This is a genomic window from Pseudanabaena yagii GIHE-NHR1 (assembly GCF_012863495.1).
Classification (GTDB): domain Bacteria; phylum Cyanobacteriota; class Cyanobacteriia; order Pseudanabaenales; family Pseudanabaenaceae; genus Pseudanabaena; species Pseudanabaena yagii.
The window spans coordinates 207,744-221,163 of the sequence record NZ_JAAVJL010000002.1 but is presented as its reverse complement, the minus strand read 5'-3'; the positions used below and the strand labels follow the sequence as shown (position 1 = coordinate 221,163).

The following is a 13,420-nucleotide window of genomic DNA, read 5'->3' as shown; positions in this document are numbered from 1 at the left end:
GATATTAAAACCAGAGAAATTTTGAGAAGCATGGCAAAGCCATGCTTCTCAAAATTTCTCTGGTTTTAACAGGCTGTATCAACTGATATTATTAGAGGAATTGTGAGTTTAGGAGCAAAACTTATGGGTGAGTCAAAGCGCCGCAAAGATGTGTTGGGTGAGAACTATGGTAAAGCTGAGCCGATCGCCTCTTGGATACCCTTTGTAACCAAAGATAAAGCCGAAGCATTTGTAAAAGTTTCCACACAGGGGGCATGGTATGGCATTGGTGTCACTGTAGCCATTTGGGTAACGATCCGCTTTATTGGTCCCGCCTTTGGCTGGTGGCACTTGGCTGACTAACCTATGACCTGTTATTTATTAATTCCTGCGGCGGGTAGTGGCAAACGCATGGGAGCCGATCGCAATAAATTGCTATTGCCCCTACTCGACAAACCAATTTTGCAATGGACTCTCGAAGCAGCGATCGCATCTCCAGCGATTTCTTGGATTGGTGTCATCGCTCAACCCCATGACTATCCTGAGTTTCAGAAAATATTTAATAGACTCAATACCACCAAACCGATTCGCCTCATCCAAGGGGGAGATACGCGCCAAGCTTCCGTATTTAATGGATTAAAAGCCTTACCAACTGATGGCGATCGCGTCTTAATTCATGATGGAGCGAGATGTCTAGCAACTCCTGAACTGTTTGATCGCTGTGATGAGTCTTTGCAGACGATGCAGGGCTTTATCGCTGCTGTGCCAGTTAAGGACACGATTAAAATTGTCGATGGGCAAACCATTGTCGATACACCCAATCGCGATCATCTCTGGGCAGCCCAAACTCCTCAGGGTTTTCAAGTGGATTTACTCAAAAATGCCCATCTGACAGCCGTTGATTTAGGTTGGGAAGTCACTGATGATGCGGCTTTATTTGAGAAGGTTGGTTTAGAAGTGAAAATTGTGATGGGTGAAGAAACTAATCTCAAGGTTACAACTCCTCAAGATTTAGCGATCGCTGAATTTATTTTGAAACAGCGCCAATCATAAACAAAGGGAGCGCTTTACGCTCCCTTTGTTTTTTAAGGATAAGGACAATTTAGTTTTAAGAAATCGGCTCTTATCCATCCTTTGTAAGGACTTTGTCTCAATCTCGTTGTGAGATACCAAACATCCCCTTGGCTATCGGTGCGCTTAAAGGGAGATACAACGCCACTTTTGTCTTGATCATCATTGACTACAATTACACGATTACCTACCGATACAGTGCCAATCACACTAAAAATAGTACCTGCGCCAGAACGAATATTCACCTGTGAACCGATATCTTCTCCGATGACATCGGCAACACAGCTTTTATCGGTAACAGATTGAGCGCTGGCACTGGCAGTAAATTGCGGCACAAAAGTAATTAAAGCGGTGATCTCTGCAAGTATTAGAGAGCAAATTTTCACAGATTTCATAGGTAACATCCCCAACTGATTTATAAGCTGAAGATGATTAATCCTTTACGCTCTGGAGCTTCAGCTTAAGATTTAAGACTTCTCAATACGACTAAGAGTTCCGAATCTTCACGCTTGAAAACTGGTAAAAATTCAATGTGTTTATAACGTACGATGCCATGAATATCAATAATGCAGTAGGCTCGTTTACTACCAAATAAACCAGCTACACCATATTTCTTGCAGACCTCTTGATTGCGATCGCTGAGGAGGGGAAACTGCAAACCTAACTTTTTAGAAAAAGAAATATGCTTATCAATGGGGTCAGTACTAATACCGAGAATCTCTGCCCCAGCTTCACGAAACTTTGTCCAATCATCGGCAAAGCATTGCATCTCACTAGTGCAGAGTGGAGAAAAGTCCCCCGGATAAAAGGCAAGTACAACATTGGCTTTACCTTCATAGCGGCTGAGGGTAATGTCGCCGCGATCGCTAGGCAAAGTAAAATCTGGAGCTTTTTGACCGACTTCGACAGACATAGAGTTTCCTGCGTTACCTTTTGATGTGGTTTTGATTTGGGATTTAGACTGGATATAACATTTGTTGCATAGCCAACCATCATCTTATCAACAATCCCCATCATAAAAGTCTCTATCATGGAAAGCCTCAATCCACCACCAACTAATTCTCTGACTAATCATTCGTTAACCATAGAAATACCTAGTGAACTTTATACGGCTTTGTTAGCAAAAGTCAGCACAACTGGTAAAACAGAGACAGAGCTAGTAATTCAGGGCTTACAGTACATTCTTGAGGAGATTTCTCAACAAAATGAAGAGGAGGATCGTTTTTTAGCATTAGAGCTAAATCTAGAACGCAAGCTTAAGCAATATGTAGAAAGTCTGATTAAAGATCGGGTTTCATCCTCTGAATCATCGGAATATTCACCCAAAGATAATCTTGCCGAAGAATCTGATAGCAAAAGAGCTATGCCTATTCCGACAATTCGACCTTTGCAGGTTGGCGATCGCGTCTTAATTTTGGAACCCGATAGCCCCTACTACATGGCAAAGCTATCAGTCATTAAAACTAGCCTCATTCGAGCAACAGTGGAGACTGACTCAGGCGAAAAAACTTTCTTAAAACGCGATCTGCGATTTGTAGAGGCAGCATCTGAATAATCGAAAGTAGTGAAATGCGTTGCCCTGCGCCGCACTTCATTACTTTCGAGCTTTAGGTAATATTTTGGGCGATCGCAAAACTTTTATTGCCGCTAATCCTGTAATTGCACCATAGATTGCGCCTTGCAAAGCTGTTGCTAATACGGCTGATTTTGCCATGTAGCCCAGTTGTAGCCCCACTACACTCACTGACAAGGCGATCGTACTTGCCAATAACCATAAACCACCTGAGCGAAATGGTTTGAGCAATTGCCATTGGCAAATACCCACAATCGCCCCAATGATTGCAAAGTCACTCAGCAAAATTGTGATTGGGGGAAAGTTGGCTAAATGGTTATGGATTGATAGGGATGGCACAAAAAAGATTAATGTCATACCAATTGTCCAACCAATTAAGGTTAAAGGTAACCACCAACCCTCTTTGGTAAAGCGATCGCGCAAAACTATGGACTGAGCAAAGGCAATCCCAATCCCCTGTAGAATTTCATTGAGGAAAATACGCGATCGCAGATCGTAAGGATCTTGCCAAACTAGCAATGGCAAAAGCGCACTTCCAATAACGTGAGCGATTGTCCATAGCCACCAAAAGCTCCAGCCCACTTTTTTTGACATCGACTTTTGCAATAGACTAAGGGAAAACAAGTTAAACCATGTCAGATACAGTATCAGTTAAATTAGCAGGAAAATTAACGGGTAAGCGAGCGATTGTTACTGGAGCCAGTAGTGGCATTGGTAAAGAAGTGTCGCTACGACTCATTCAAGAAGGCGTACAGGTAGCTTTAGTTAGCCGCAATCCTGATCGCATTTTAAGTGAATTACCCCCAGAATCTAATGCTAAAGGATATGCCATTGATCTAGGTGACACCACCAAAGTATCATCGCAAATCCAAGCAATCATCACCGATCTGGGTGGTATCGACATTTTGATCAATAATGCAGGCAGCGCCTATATTGGTGAACTGATTGATATGCCCCTTGGGGAATGGCAAAAACTATTGGATCTGAATCTCACCAGTGTCTTCCAATGCTTACAGGCTGTCTTGCCGACAATGCGATCGCAAAAAAGCGGCACAATCATCAACGTTGCCTCCATCGCGGCAAAACAAGGATTTCCCAACTGGGGAGCCTATTGCGCCAGTAAATTTGCGCTCTTGGGCTTAACACAGTCAGTTGCCGCCGAAGAGCAGCCTCATGGCATCAAAGTCATGTCCATTTGCCCTGGTTCCGTCAACACAGGACTATGGGATACTCTAGGCGATAAAGTCCCCCCCAGCTTTAATCGTGCTGCTATGCTCACACCAGCCACAGTCGCAGAATCGATTATGACTTTGGTAAATCTTCCAGAAGATGCGATTATCAATGACCTTGTATTAATGCCTAATGCAGGTGTTTTCTAAAATCCAAGAGATGATTGACGGCACGAAGTGCCGTCAATCATCATCTTGGATTGAGTGCATACTCATTTGAAAACATAGCTAAAACCTGTAGCTTCGAGTTCGCTCAGCCAACGTTAGCTGAGCGAACTCGAAGCTAGATAAATTGAGTGGGACATTTTTATTAGCGACTTAGGCTAAATGCAAACCGTTATAATAGTGTTCTGAGGTTGAGCGATCGCTTTAAACATGATTGCTAATTTTTTTAGTAAATACACTTATTCAAGAAATATTCATAACTATTTGTCTATAGATATGCAAGTTTTAAGGCTATCTATTGATAAATTAATGACAATTCCATTTTTATGAGTGATAGAGGATACAAAGTCTTCTTGATCACATTTTTAATAGTTGTCCAGAATTTCTTCCAACTGAAAAATATAATTTTCCATTATCACAGTAATTAAAATATCCAAACTAGAGAGATCGGTGCATTTAGCCACAGATTCTAGCTTTTAGCCCCTGAAGATAGTAAAGAATAGTCTAGAATTATATAGGAATGTTAAATTACGATTGAAAAAGTTCAATCTATTGAGAGAAGCGATAACCTCCACAGATCTGCAAATATGGGAGAATATATTAAATTTTCTAGTTTGAAATGCTGATCAATCACCTTTTTATGCAGGCGTATTTGAATCAAGCTCAAACACAAAATTTTGATGTTTAATTACTGTTTCCTCGGTATTTTTTTCGCTTCCTCAGTTTTAAGTTAAATCACTGGATATCTAGTAAGTATCACACCATGACGATCAGTATCTCCCGCCCTATTACCAACAATTCTGAGAACGATTCCAAAAGCGCAAAAGTCCTCGAACCTCTACCCACCAGAAAAGCTATCTCGCAAATTATTCGCGATCGCATCATAGCGGCTGGAGATCCTTATTTTGCTAATGATTCGATCTCACATCACATCAGTGACATCGAGCGTGAAGAGCTAAAAAAGGAAATCGAGGCTAAGTTGCAAGGCGTTTTTGATTCTCTAATTATTGATACTGCGAACGATCACAACACCAAAGAAACGGCAAAACGTGTTGCCAAAATGTATGTGGATGAGGTCTTTAAAGGACGCTATCACCCCATGCCCAAGGTCACTGACTTCCCCAATGCCAAAGAACTAGACGAAATCTATACCCTTGGTCCAATTACTGTCCGTTCCGCTTGCTCACATCACTTTGTACCCATCGTGGGACAAGCATGGATTGGCATTGTCCCTAGCGATCGCGTGATTGGTATTTCCAAATTTAACCGCATCGTAGATTGGGTAATGAGCCGTCCTCATATCCAAGAGGAAGCAGCAATCATGGTTGCAGATACAATTGAACAACTGATCAAGCCTAAGGGACTAGCCTTTGTAATCAAAGCTCAGCATATGTGCATGACATGGCGGGGAGTCAAGGAACCAGAAACCCAGATGGTAAACTCAATCGTCCGTGGCTCATTCCGCAATGACCCACATATGAAAAAAGAATTTTTCGATCTCATTCGCGCCCATGGCTTTGGCAACTAATTGGTTTGCTTAGGTTGTCTTAATTAGTGATAGAGGAGAATCCAAGAATTCTCCTCTATCACTAAAACACACTACTTGATTAACTCAACGTACGTGTTCAAGCCAATTTGACCATCTCTATTATCTAGCCCATTAAGATCTGAAAATTTTGAAACTCCATACTCTACAAAATTTACTTCTCGATAGCCAATATGTTTAGCTACTAATCTAAGTTCATCTTTAGAATAAAAATGTAGATGGTCATACATAGTGTATGCCTCTTTTTTTGCCTTTAAAATGTTTCTATAATTAATTTCGGTATAATGCTTCTCTAAAACCCCCTCTAGACCAGGGAAAGATAGACGTAGTACCCCTCCAAATTTTAAAGTTCGATAGCATTCAGCTAAAAAAACAATAGAATCATCTTGATGAATATGTTCTAAAAAATCCTCGGCGAAACCAAATTCAAAGTAGTTGTCTGGAAAAGGATGTTTAGCAATTAAATTGACTTGACGGTATAGACAATCCTCCCCTCCCCTCTTGTATTGTGGATCATACTGAATCAACATTTAGCCATCCTTTAACGTAATCTAAACCACAAGCATAGTTAATTCTTGTTAATTTGTGAGTGTCAAGAATCTCAATCCCGTTTGTTTGTTGATAAAATTTTTCGTCGTCAAAACTAGAGTATTTTAATTTAATTTCATAATCTCTTAGTGTGGGCAGTTTAGAGAGTATTTTGTTTAAAAAAGCTACAATCGATTTCATAGGTTCAACTAATAAAAACTAAATCTAAATAATCCTATCATGAAGCAACTCTAGTCTTGATTAAAGTGTTCTTGATATTATAATTACCTTGTTATTAGTCTAATAGCTTATTAAGCTTTAATAAACTATTAGACTAAATAATCAACTAAAAATTAGATGGTAATTATTCAACAATTTATAGTTTTGGGCTTATGAATGTCCATAGTATTTGTCTTATGAATCAGTCTAAAGCTGTGATTTATGGTGAGCTTTACGCTAACCTCATATAGTGGTTTAAAAAGAGTTTATATTTAAAGACGATGAAAAACTGGCTGAAGAAATCTTTTTATTTAGGACTTTGTGTAGCGATCGCGAGTTGTATAAGCCTCAGCATATTATTAGGAACAGTATTTGGTAATGCTCAACCTGTCCAAGCGAAACTCACAGATGATACCTACGATGGCAATATATTTGCGCTTTATGGCGGTAATGGTTCAATTGTGCCGCCTCGGATCACCCTAGACCAATCACTTCAGCTAGGTCGCCCTGCAATGGTCGTGTTTTATGTTGATGATAGTGCTGACTGTAAGCGTTTTTCGCCCATCCTTAACCTCGCACAAGGATTTTACGGCAAAAGTCTGAGTTTAATTGCGATTCCTGTGGATAGCTTGGACTTGCAGAAGCAGAACTATAGCCCAAATGAAGAGGCTTATTACTATAGAGGTACAGTTCCGCAAACGGTTTTAATTGGTAGTGATGGTAAGGTGAGCTTCGATCGCGAAGGTATTTTCGGATTTGAAGAGTTAGATTCAGCAATTCGTGATTTGCTTGATTTACCCGATGCTCCTCCTGAACTGAAGTTCCGTAAAACTGACAAAGTGATCAACGAGCTAAACCCCTAAGAATTTGCGTTAATGCAAATAATGAAGATAGTCTGTGCAAAGCACAGACTATCTTCATTGGTTAGAGAATTGTTGCAAGTATTGTGTGTAAATGCGAGCCTGAAATCATGAATGTAGATATTAATCCAGAAGAAGTAATTACAGATTTAGAGGTTATCAAACAGCAACTCGCGATCCGTGCGGCTAATTTAGCAATTCCTCAAATCGAAAAGCATTTATTTCTCTGTGCAGACCAAACTAAACCCATCTGCTGCCAAAAAGAATTAAGTTTGCAAGCATGGGACTATCTTAAACGTCGTCTTAAAGAGCTTGACCTAGAAACAAAAATCTTTCGGACTAAAGCTAATTGTCTGCGAGTATGCGATCGCGGTCCCATTTTATTAGTTTATCCCGATGGTGTTTGGTATCACTCTGCAACTCCAGAGGTATTAGAACGAGTATTGCAAGAGCATATAATTAAAGGCAAAGTCGTCACTGACTATGCCTTTATTGAACATTCACCTGTCTGTTGATGAATTCGCTATTGAGAAAGGGCAGCTTTACGCGAGTCAAACAACTGAACTACCGCATTCTTGATCGATTCGATCACATAGTTATCACAATTGGCAATTAATTGCTCATGGGTCAAGTTACCTTTAAAAAATTCCTTAGAAAGTCCTAACATGCGCTGCATTTCCGCAAAACCGATCGCTTTGACCATGAAAGTAGTAACAGGGGAATTTTTGATATCGTAGCTAGAATCAACAGTTCGTCCTTTTTCCAATAGTCCTAACACTTCTGCTTCGATGGGAGTTGAAGGAAGATAGGGGTCAGAAATCTCTGGCAGAAATTGTTCTAAACCAATCACGGGCTTATCTTCGCGGGGTAACTCTCCCATCATTGTTGAGAGGGGAATATCATCGCCAATCCGAAATGATAGGGCTTCTAAGATGGCGATCGAGGTTAATTTCGTGCCTAGGTACAGCCGAGAGACTTCCAGATTTTGCTTAGTTTGGGCAAGGAGCTTGTAATACGATTTCTCATCAGGTTCATTGCGATAGCGGCGAAACACGATTTCAGGAGAAAGGAAGTTCATAAATCCTTCCATTTTCTGCATGGAAACTCGATAGCCATGTACCGTATAGGAATTGACATTTTTTAGATCGTGATTGGTTTCGGGAATTAGGTTCCAAGTATTGTTGAGAAAATGCGAGGAATTAGGACTGGCAAAGTTCTCGACATCTCGATTTGACAGACGCACGGCACGTTTGACGATTTCAGCAATTTCATCGTCATCCCATCCCAACTGAAATACTTCATTCGCGTTAACTAATCGTCCAAAAAGCAAATCAGAGGAAGTTAAGCCTGAAGCTGGTTGAGGTCGGAATGGAATTGTGGCTTCGATACAAGCTGCAATCTCTGTCAATCTGCGAAGAGGAAGAATGTTTTCTAGAGCTTTTCCTGCAATGAGTGCACTGAGAAACTCATTTTGTCCAGACATTGGGAGTAAAGCCTGACCATGACTAAATCCAAATAGCATGAGTACCATTTGAAAAACTGCATCTTCTTGGAGTTCAGGTGGCTCAAGGATTACTAATTGCTCGCGATCTTCTTTGATGTAGGGAGCAATATAACGACTGATATTAACACTGATGCCTTGATCGACCTGTACATAAACCAGATCGTGAAATAATGCCGATATTACTTCGATCGCATCTCCCCCAGCACCTACCTCAAAAATGTGATTAGGTGTATGAAACGATCGCCATGGACCAGTCATTGTCTGAATGATCAAATTGGAGATTTTAGTCAATTGCTCTTTGTCAACTTGACCTTGCAGGTCGGCGATTGCTTCTGCCAAGCAATCTAGGCATTTTTGTTTATCCGTTGCAATACTCATCCAATCCTCTCCGCATTTAAAACTTTCACGAAGCACCACACACATTACAACATATTAATACGGCTCTCTGAAGATGATAGAAAATCTAGCATGATCTGTTGATGACTGGGGGCAAGGGGACGCTCTTGTAAAGCTCGTTGTGAATAATGCGAACCACCAGCAATCTCTGCTGCCGACAGAAAGTCCATATCCCAGCCTTCATTGAGTTCAAGCTGATCTAGTCCTACATCCAAAACACCGTAAAAAACGTAACGTTGCACCTGATCTCCTAAATAGCTTCGGAAAAAGCTAATCTGCTTGGGAATATACCCAATTTCCTCCTGTAGTTCACGGCAAATTCCTAGATCTGGATTTTCCCCTGCTTCTAGATGTCCACCAAACATTGTCCAAACCCCAGGGTGGACGATGGTAGGAATGTCATCGCGTAATTGCATTAAGAATTTATCTTGGTATTGCAATATGGCGATCGCCACTAAACGCATATCTGTCTCAGGAGTAGGTAAAGATATCTCTTTACTCATAATTCATTAAGTTGGAGATTGTGTATATCGTCATTTTGGCTTGTGTATCCTCAAGTTTTTCACCTAAAGACGATAATTAAAAGCTGTGGTGCAAAATGCTAGATATTTTTATTTAAGAAATTATGTAGCATTGAATACCATGTACTTATCGATACGCTTCATAATGAAATCATAAGAATTTTTTAATAATTAATCACTGTGCCAATTACCTGCGATCGCCTAGCAGCAAAAGTATCGTCTCAAGCGACTTTTCTAAGATTGGGAAATGGAGTTACCCTCGTGCATCAGGAGATGCCAGCATCCGCAGTTGTGAGCGTTGATGTGTGGGTAAAGGCAGGGGCAACAAGTGATCCCGCAAGCTGTCTAGGGATGGCACATTTCCTAGAGCATATGATTTTTAAGGGGACTGAGGCGATCGCGGCGGGCGAATTTGATCTAGTAATTGAGTCTGAAGGTGGTACTTCTAACGCAGCGACAAGTCTCGACTATGCCCATTACAACTTCACGGTGGCAGCTAATCGTTTAGCGATCGCCTTGCCCTATCTCTCGCAAATGTTGCTAGAGGCAAAGATCGATGAGCAGGAGTTGGAGCAAGAGCGTTTAGTTGTACTTGAGGAATTGCGCCAAGCAATGGATGATCCCGACTGGATTACCTATCAGCACCTCATGGAAACTGCCTATGGTGATCACGTTTATAGCCGTTCGGTCTTGGGATCTGAAGCAGTAGTTTCTGGGATCACGGCTAATCAAATGCGGGAATATCATCAGACCTACTATCGTCCTGAAAATATGACTGTGGCGATCTCGGGAGCCGTAACTCGTGAGGAAGTAATCAAAATTGTAGACTCAGCTTTTACTCAGAATACTTTTTCGCGCAATATTCCTAAAAATATTTTGAGAAACATCTCTAATGATGCTAATCCTGTTCAAAATTTGCCAACACCAACTATGCGCCGTGACACAATTAGCTTGCCGATGGTGCAGCATAGCCGCCTGAATATGGCATGGATGGGCGCAAGTGTTGCCAATTTAGAGGATGCCATTCAGCTTGAGTTGGTGACGATGATTTTGACCGAGGGGAGATCGGCGCGTTTAGTGCGGGAATTGCTTGAGGAGTCAGATTTGGTGCAGGACATTGCGGGTAGCTTTGCTCTACAACAAGAGGCGGCACTATTTACAATTTCGGCATATCTGGATGCGGAAAATTTGGAATTGGTGGAGCATAAAATTATCCAGCAGGTGCAAGATTTACAAAATCATCCGATCTCTGAGGCAGAACTTAATAAAGCCAAGCGATCGCTCTGCAATCAATTTGTCTTTGCGTTGGAGTCACCAAGTCAGTTAGCTAATTTTTTGGGATATCACAGCTTGTTAGGTTGCGAGGAGCTATGCAGGGATTGGTCAAATGCCTACTGTGACATCATTCGCAAGGTACAGCCATCGGATTTGCAAAATCTAGTCAAAAAATATCTCTCCCTCGAAAATTACATCGTTACCTGTGCCGTTCCTGCTTAATGATCGATAATATTAAAAGCGCTGCAAAGCAGCGCTTTTAATATTATGGGAGAGAACTTTGTCACTAGCAGTCTCACAACGAATTAGCGATCGCTTGGTGCTATCTAATGGCATTGTCGTCTTAGTCACCGAAAATCCGACTGCCGACATTATTGCAGCGCGTTGCTTTTTTGCAGGTGGTGAGCGTGTGGAAACTCCAGCAAAATCTGGACTTACCCATTTAGCATCCTCACTACTGACACGCGGGACAGAGCGCTATTCTTCCTTAGAAATTGCGGAGCAAGTCGAATCTATCGGGGCTTCGTTAGGTACTGAGGCTTCCAGCGATTATTTTGTACTGTCATTGAAAACCATTACTTCAGATTTTCATGACATGTTGCTCTTAGGCTCGGAAATTTTGCGATCGCCAAGTTTTCCCAGCAGTGAACTTGATCTTGAAAGGCGCTTGACGATTCAATCAATCCGATCGCAGCAGGAGCGCCCCTTTACAATTGCCTACGATCGCTTGCAACATTTGATGTATGGCGATCATCCCTATGGGTTTTCAAGTTTAGGTACTGAGGCGAGTGTCAGTGCCATTACCCGTGAAGATTTAGTTGACTTTCACCACCAGCATCTGTGCCCCGATCAAATGGTAGTGAGTATTGCTGGTAAGATTTCCTCTGCACAGGCGATCGCCCTTGTCGAAGAAGCCTTTGGTGACTGGCAATCCCCCCAATCCACTGTAATTACTACCCCTAACCCCAATTTTCAGCCCCTATTAGTCACCCATCAACAGGACACCCAACAGGCGATCGTAATGATCGGCTATCCCGCACCATCGGTACATTCCCCCGACTATGCCGCTATCAAAATTATTTCCACCTATTTAGGTAATGGTTTATCGAGTCGTCTCTTTGTGGAATTGCGCGAAAAGCGTGGACTTGCCTACGAAGTTTCCGCATTTTATCCCACCCGTTTAGAAACCTCGCAATTTGTCGCCTATATGGGAACTGCCTCTCACAATACAGGTACAGCTCTAGCAGGTTTGCGCCATGAATGCGAACGCTTAGCCCATACTCCGCTTACTACTGAAGAACTAAGCACTTGCAAGAGTAAGTTACTCGGACAATATGCTCTCGGCAAGCAAACTAATAGCCAAATTGCTCAAGTATACGGCTGGTACGAGGTGATGGGCTTAGGCTTAGAATTCGATCGCAAATTTGTCGAAGCGATCGAGGCAGTAACCGAGGCTGATGTCCAAAATGTGGCGCAAAAATATTTTACGACTCCCGCAATTTCTGTGGTTGGCTCTGAAGATGCTTTAAAACAGATTCAGTAAGTCATGTCAGTTAGGGTTTGCGTATCAAACACTCTCTTAAAGCCCATTAGGGAAGTAAATTTTGGAGTCTTAGGGCAGAGCATTCCCAATTTGAGGCGATCGCAGAATTTCTAGATTGTGACAGGAATACTCTGCCCCTGAGAGAACTATGAAATCAATCGCCGTAGGGGTAGAGCATTTGCGGCAATGTCCGCAAATTACCACCGAAATCTCAATACGCAAATGCTCTACCCTTTGGGCATTTATCGATAAATTATCCCTGCGGTTTGGGGATTGTGAGTGAATGCTGAAGGTTTGGACGAGGTTTGGGATTTTCGGTGTATGTTGGAGGTTTAGGGCAGAGCATTCCCAATTTAGACACATTTGCAAAATCATAAATTTCTGTGGGAATGCTCTGCCCCTACGGCAATTATGGGAATTATTTCGATTTATTCGGTATCGCGATCTGTCCAATTAGCTGGGTTGTTTTCAATGTATTCACGCAGGTTTTTTAATTCCTGCTCAGTCCTTACAATCCTTTCGTAATAGTTGCGTTGCCAAATTGATATGCCGTAGCTTTTGTTAATACGGTTGATTTTGCGAGAAGAAATAGATTTAAAGTTTTGAATGATGTTGGCTAAGGAGGATTTTTCCTTTGATTCGGAAATTATGATAATTCCATGTAGATGATCGGGCATCAGAATAAATCCATCAAGTTCTACATTCGGAAAGTGCTGAGGAATTTTTTGCCACAGGTTAGAGACAATTTGACCGATCGCATTTATTTTCATCTCTCCATTATCTATCTCTCCAAATAAATGCTGTCTTTGATAGCAACAGATGGTTACAAAATAGATTCCTGCGTTTGTATAGTCATATCCTTGTAAACGGATAGAACGCCGATGATGAATTTCGGGGTTGTAAGACATAAATCAAATGCCGAAAAGATGCCAAATGTAGGGGTAGAGCATTTGCGCCAATATTTATAAATTATCACGGAAATCTCTGTACGCAAATGCTCTACCCTCTTCG

General features: G+C 41.6%; 18 protein-coding genes. 9 read left to right on the top strand and 9 right to left on the bottom strand.

The window, feature by feature from the left end; all coding sequences use genetic code 11:
* Positions 1 to 123: 123 nt before the first annotated feature.
* Positions 124 to 342 (top strand): DUF2839 domain-containing protein, encoded by a 219-nt coding sequence (locus HC246_RS17865; protein WP_169364816.1) that lies wholly within the window; start codon positions 124 to 126, stop codon positions 340 to 342.
* 3 nt (positions 343 to 345) lie between these two features.
* A complete protein-coding gene (gene ispD, locus HC246_RS17860; RefSeq protein ID WP_169364815.1) occupies positions 346 to 1,032 on the top strand; it encodes a 2-C-methyl-D-erythritol 4-phosphate cytidylyltransferase in 687 nt (228 codons plus the stop codon).
* A 32-nt stretch (positions 1,033 to 1,064) separates the two neighbouring features.
* On the opposite strand, the gene HC246_RS17855 is transcribed toward ispD, so the two are convergent.
* Both HC246_RS17855 and HC246_RS17850 read right to left on the bottom strand, forming a co-directional pair.
* Positions 1,065 to 1,445: an SH3 domain-containing protein gene (locus tag HC246_RS17855; protein ID WP_169364814.1), complete on the bottom strand. Its 381-nt coding sequence runs from the start codon at positions 1,443 to 1,445 to the stop codon at positions 1,065 to 1,067.
* 65 nt (positions 1,446 to 1,510) lie between these two features.
* On the bottom strand, positions 1,511 to 1,963 hold the full coding sequence (locus HC246_RS17850; RefSeq protein WP_169364813.1) for a peroxiredoxin: 453 nt from the start codon (positions 1,961 to 1,963) through the stop codon (positions 1,511 to 1,513).
* 117 nt (positions 1,964 to 2,080) lie between these two features.
* Between HC246_RS17850 and HC246_RS17845 the strand changes: the two genes are divergently transcribed.
* Positions 2,081 to 2,605, top strand: a complete 525-nt coding sequence (locus HC246_RS17845) for a hypothetical protein (protein WP_169364812.1) — start codon at positions 2,081 to 2,083, stop codon at positions 2,603 to 2,605.
* A gap of 39 nt (positions 2,606 to 2,644) precedes the next feature.
* Here the strand turns inward: HC246_RS17845 and HC246_RS17840 are convergent, their stop codons facing one another.
* Positions 2,645 to 3,217, bottom strand: a complete 573-nt coding sequence (locus tag HC246_RS17840; protein WP_169364811.1) for a hypothetical protein — start codon at positions 3,215 to 3,217, stop codon at positions 2,645 to 2,647.
* A 38-nt stretch (positions 3,218 to 3,255) separates the two neighbouring features.
* Here HC246_RS17840 and HC246_RS17835 point away from each other — a divergent pair, with 38 nt between their 5' ends.
* Entirely contained in the window at positions 3,256 to 4,002 is a 747-nt protein-coding gene (locus HC246_RS17835) for an SDR family oxidoreductase (RefSeq protein ID WP_211167843.1), read from the top strand.
* Positions 4,003 to 4,780: 778 nt separating this feature from the next.
* Positions 4,781 to 5,545 (top strand): GTP cyclohydrolase I, encoded by a 765-nt coding sequence (folE, locus tag HC246_RS17830; protein ID WP_211167842.1) that lies wholly within the window; start codon positions 4,781 to 4,783, stop codon positions 5,543 to 5,545.
* Between the two features lie 71 nt (positions 5,546 to 5,616).
* Here the strand turns inward: folE and HC246_RS17825 are convergent, their stop codons facing one another.
* Both HC246_RS17825 and HC246_RS17820 read right to left on the bottom strand, forming a co-directional pair.
* On the bottom strand, positions 5,617 to 6,093 hold the full coding sequence (locus HC246_RS17825) for a methyltransferase domain-containing protein (protein WP_169364810.1): 477 nt from the start codon (positions 6,091 to 6,093) through the stop codon (positions 5,617 to 5,619).
* A complete protein-coding gene (locus tag HC246_RS17820; RefSeq protein ID WP_169364809.1) occupies positions 6,077 to 6,292 on the bottom strand; it encodes a hypothetical protein in 216 nt (71 codons plus the stop codon). Before HC246_RS17820 ends, HC246_RS17825 begins: the two co-directional genes overlap by 17 nt.
* Before the next feature lie 299 nt (positions 6,293 to 6,591).
* On the opposite strand from HC246_RS17820, the gene HC246_RS17815 reads away from it, so the two are divergent.
* Positions 6,592 to 7,173, top strand: coding sequence for a thylakoid membrane photosystem I accumulation factor (locus HC246_RS17815; RefSeq protein WP_169364808.1), 582 nt, complete (start codon positions 6,592 to 6,594; stop codon positions 7,171 to 7,173).
* A gap of 107 nt (positions 7,174 to 7,280) precedes the next feature.
* On the top strand, positions 7,281 to 7,685 hold the full coding sequence (locus tag HC246_RS17810; protein ID WP_169364807.1) for a (2Fe-2S) ferredoxin domain-containing protein: 405 nt from the start codon (positions 7,281 to 7,283) through the stop codon (positions 7,683 to 7,685).
* A gap of 8 nt (positions 7,686 to 7,693) precedes the next feature.
* On the opposite strand, the gene HC246_RS17805 is transcribed toward HC246_RS17810, so the two are convergent.
* Positions 7,694 to 9,052, bottom strand: coding sequence for a hypothetical protein (locus tag HC246_RS17805; protein ID WP_169364806.1), 1,359 nt, complete (start codon positions 9,050 to 9,052; stop codon positions 7,694 to 7,696).
* Positions 9,053 to 9,096: 44 nt separating this feature from the next.
* The gene (locus HC246_RS17800) at positions 9,097 to 9,534 is read right to left on the bottom strand and encodes an NUDIX hydrolase (RefSeq protein ID WP_169365219.1); all 438 of its coding nucleotides are present in this window, start codon (positions 9,532 to 9,534) and stop codon (positions 9,097 to 9,099) included.
* Positions 9,535 to 9,771: 237 nt separating this feature from the next.
* Here HC246_RS17800 and HC246_RS17795 point away from each other — a divergent pair, with 237 nt between their 5' ends.
* Positions 9,772 to 11,088: a M16 family metallopeptidase gene (locus HC246_RS17795; RefSeq protein ID WP_169364805.1), complete on the top strand. Its 1,317-nt coding sequence runs from the start codon at positions 9,772 to 9,774 to the stop codon at positions 11,086 to 11,088.
* Between the two features lie 58 nt (positions 11,089 to 11,146).
* Positions 11,147 to 12,409: a M16 family metallopeptidase gene (locus HC246_RS17790; RefSeq protein ID WP_211167841.1), complete on the top strand. Its 1,263-nt coding sequence runs from the start codon at positions 11,147 to 11,149 to the stop codon at positions 12,407 to 12,409.
* A 69-nt stretch (positions 12,410 to 12,478) separates the two neighbouring features.
* Here the strand turns inward: HC246_RS17790 and HC246_RS17785 are convergent, their stop codons facing one another.
* Positions 12,479 to 12,784, bottom strand: coding sequence for a hypothetical protein (locus HC246_RS17785; RefSeq protein WP_169364804.1), 306 nt, complete (start codon positions 12,782 to 12,784; stop codon positions 12,479 to 12,481).
* A 53-nt stretch (positions 12,785 to 12,837) separates the two neighbouring features.
* A complete protein-coding gene (locus HC246_RS17780; protein WP_169364803.1) occupies positions 12,838 to 13,317 on the bottom strand; it encodes an REP-associated tyrosine transposase in 480 nt (159 codons plus the stop codon).
* Between the last annotated feature and the right edge of the window lie 103 nt (positions 13,318 to 13,420).

Coding starts and splice junctions, on each gene's coding strand:
- HC246_RS17865 (WP_169364816.1), top strand. CDS start 124: ATGGGTGAGTCAAAGCGCCGCAAAGATGTGTTGGGTGAGAACTATGGT.
- ispD (WP_169364815.1), top strand. CDS start 346: ATGACCTGTTATTTATTAATTCCTGCGGCGGGTAGTGGCAAACGCATG.
- HC246_RS17855 (WP_169364814.1), bottom strand. CDS start 1,445: ATGAAATCTGTGAAAATTTGCTCTCTAATACTTGCAGAGATCACCGCT.
- HC246_RS17850 (WP_169364813.1), bottom strand. CDS start 1,963: ATGTCTGTCGAAGTCGGTCAAAAAGCTCCAGATTTTACTTTGCCTAGC.
- HC246_RS17845 (WP_169364812.1), top strand. CDS start 2,081: ATGGAAAGCCTCAATCCACCACCAACTAATTCTCTGACTAATCATTCG.
- HC246_RS17840 (WP_169364811.1), bottom strand. CDS start 3,217: ATGTCAAAAAAAGTGGGCTGGAGCTTTTGGTGGCTATGGACAATCGCT.
- HC246_RS17835 (WP_211167843.1), top strand. CDS start 3,256: ATGTCAGATACAGTATCAGTTAAATTAGCAGGAAAATTAACGGGTAAG.
- folE (WP_211167842.1), top strand. CDS start 4,781: ATGACGATCAGTATCTCCCGCCCTATTACCAACAATTCTGAGAACGAT.
- HC246_RS17825 (WP_169364810.1), bottom strand. CDS start 6,093: ATGTTGATTCAGTATGATCCACAATACAAGAGGGGAGGGGAGGATTGT.
- HC246_RS17820 (WP_169364809.1), bottom strand. CDS start 6,292: ATGAAATCGATTGTAGCTTTTTTAAACAAAATACTCTCTAAACTGCCC.
- HC246_RS17815 (WP_169364808.1), top strand. CDS start 6,592: ATGAAAAACTGGCTGAAGAAATCTTTTTATTTAGGACTTTGTGTAGCG.
- HC246_RS17810 (WP_169364807.1), top strand. CDS start 7,281: ATGAATGTAGATATTAATCCAGAAGAAGTAATTACAGATTTAGAGGTT.
- HC246_RS17805 (WP_169364806.1), bottom strand. CDS start 9,052: ATGAGTATTGCAACGGATAAACAAAAATGCCTAGATTGCTTGGCAGAA.
- HC246_RS17800 (WP_169365219.1), bottom strand. CDS start 9,534: ATGCGTTTAGTGGCGATCGCCATATTGCAATACCAAGATAAATTCTTA.
- HC246_RS17785 (WP_169364804.1), bottom strand. CDS start 12,784: ATGATTTTGCAAATGTGTCTAAATTGGGAATGCTCTGCCCTAAACCTC.
- HC246_RS17780 (WP_169364803.1), bottom strand. CDS start 13,317: ATGTCTTACAACCCCGAAATTCATCATCGGCGTTCTATCCGTTTACAA.